This is a genomic window from Streptacidiphilus sp. EB129 (assembly GCF_041262645.1).
Classification (GTDB): Bacteria; Actinomycetota; Actinomycetes; order Streptomycetales; family Streptomycetaceae; genus Streptacidiphilus.
Map to the genome: position 1 here is coordinate 1 of NZ_JBGCCS010000098.1, position 2,142 is coordinate 2,142.

The following is a 2,142-nucleotide window of genomic DNA, read 5'->3' on the forward strand; positions in this document are numbered from 1 at the left end:
ACCAACGCATCCACCCGATCCGCATCCAACCCCCCCGACGCCGTCGTCAACGAGGAAGAACCGACCTTGACCACGATCCGACGCGCATTCAGCACATCGGCGCGGAGCGGTTCCGCGCCGGGGGCCTGATGAACCGTCATTCCGTCGCTCCCGGGTCAGCGGATCTCTGCGGTCGAACGGACGGCCCGGCCGTTCAGGTCGGGCAGTGGGCGGCGGATCTCGCGGATCAGCGTCACCACCGCGTCCACCACGTATCCGGGCTGTTCGTAGGGAAGGTCGTGGCCGATGCGCGGGACGACCTGGAGCACCGCCCCGGGGATCTCCCGGGCCAGGCTGCGTGCCTGGTCGATCGGGGTGCACCGGTCCATGGCCCCGACCAGGACGCGGGTCGGCACGTCGGCCAGCGCGCCGAGGAGCCCGGTGCAGTGGTGCGCGGCCAGGGCGGCGTAGAAGTCGCAGATCCAGTGGACCGGCGTGTAGCGGAAGTCGCGGGCGCTGACCCGGGCCATCTCGGCGTCCGGTCCGGGACCGAGGGCCGCCTTCCACAGCGGTGCGGTCCGGGGGTGCGACAGCGGGCCGGTGAGCAGCCGGTGCACGGGCCGGGCGATCTGCGGGGACCGCAGCAGGGTTTCGATCACCGCCCGCTGCACCTGGGCCCGCTGGCGCTCCAGGTAGCCGGCCACCGGGCCGCCGGCGGTCGGACCGACCTCGCTGACCGAGGTGGAGACCAGGATCGTTCCGATGATGTCGTCCCCGAACAGTTCCGGTCGCTGGACCGCGAGTTGCTGGATGGACATGCCGCCCATCGAGTGGCCGACCAGGATCACCGGACCCGCGCCGTGCCGGACCGTCCAGGCCAGCACCCGGGCCAGGTCCTGGCCCAGCAGTTCGGTGCTCAGCGGGGCGTCGCCGCGGGTGGACTGGCCGTGGCCGCGCTGGTCGAAGCTGACCACCCGCAGCGGCGGGAGGTCGTGCTGCGGGCGGGTCAGCCCCTCGACGTGCGGCCGCCAGTCCTCCGCCGCCATGGTCCAGCCGTGGACCAGCAGGACGGTGACGGGGGAGTGCTGGTCGCCGTGCGCGTAGACGGCGAGTTCCGCGCCGTCGTCGGTGGTCAGCCGGGGCCGCAACCGGGGGGTGCGGGTGCGCAGCGTGGCCGTGCTCATGACGCCTGGTCCTGTGCGTCGCCGGCACGCGTCCAGTCGCCGTCCGCGCTGTCGCAGAGCGCGGCGTACTCGGCCTGCTGGCAGGCGTGCCGGACCTGACTGATGGTCAGCCCCAGGGCGGTGGCGATGTTCGGCTGGGCCCAGCCGCGGATCCGCAGCGCCCAGACCAGGGAGACCCGGTCCACCGGCCGCGGCCGGACCTGGGCGCCGTTCTCCAGCCGTACCAGCAGCTCCGGGTTGACCTGGCCCAGCGTCTGCGAGACCCGCCGCAGCTCGCGGCGTTCCTTGACGTTGAGCCCGCCCCAGACCCCGACGTTCTCCTCGTAGACCAGGGCGTCCCGCAGGCAGGACATGGCCACCGGGCAGCGGGCGCAGTAGGACTTGGCGGTGGCCTCCCGTTTGACGTCCTCGGGGCCCTGGCCGTGCGGGAAGAAGGTCTCCGGGTCGGCGCCCCGGCAGGCGGCCTGGCCGGTCCAGGGCGCCTGCCGGCGCCGCCGCGCGGCCAGCGCGCGGGCCCGGGCACGGGGGCTGACCGGCTCGGCGGCGGGCGCCGGGGTGGCCGGCGCCCCGGGCACCGCGGGCCGCGCGTCGGGCACCGGCGTGGGTGGTGCGGTGCTGTCGCTGGGCTCGATCCGGATGCCGGCGGCGGGCTCGTCGGACGTGAGCGGGGTGTGGGCGAGGCGCATGTCGGTCGACCCTTTCTTGGCGTGGTGGACACGCCCGCCGAGAGCGGAACGGCAGGCGTGGTGGTGGCCGCGGCTGGTCGAGATTCGGGGGTGATCGGCCGTCAGTCGTCAGCTGTCGAAGTGCGGGTGTCTCCAGTGCTCTCGTGGCGTTGCAGCCCGTCGCGGGTGCCGTGTCAGCCGGTGGGCGTGGGTGTCTGCTCGACGGTCCAGGTGTCGGTTCCGGTGAGGAGGGTGGTGAGGTTGCCGGGTCCTTGGTGGGTGGTGGCGTGGTGGAGCTGGTCGGCCATCTGGGT

The 2,142-nt window shown here is 73.8% G+C and carries 2 protein-coding genes and 1 pseudogene; all 3 read right to left on the reverse strand.

Going from position 1 to position 2,142, the window contains the following annotated elements; genetic code table 11:
• Positions 1-140 (reverse strand): annotated as a pseudogene (locus ABH925_RS37570) (glutamate 5-kinase); the annotation flags it as partial.
• A gap of 15 nt (positions 141-155) precedes the next feature.
• Positions 156-1,163, reverse strand: a complete 1,008-nt coding sequence (locus ABH925_RS37575) for an alpha/beta fold hydrolase (protein ID WP_370156121.1) — start codon at positions 1,161-1,163, stop codon at positions 156-158.
• On the reverse strand, positions 1,160-1,849 hold the full coding sequence (locus tag ABH925_RS37580) for a WhiB family transcriptional regulator (protein WP_370156123.1): 690 nt from the start codon (positions 1,847-1,849) through the stop codon (positions 1,160-1,162). Before ABH925_RS37580 ends, ABH925_RS37575 begins: the two co-directional genes overlap by 4 nt.
• Between the last annotated feature and the right edge of the window lie 293 nt (positions 1,850-2,142).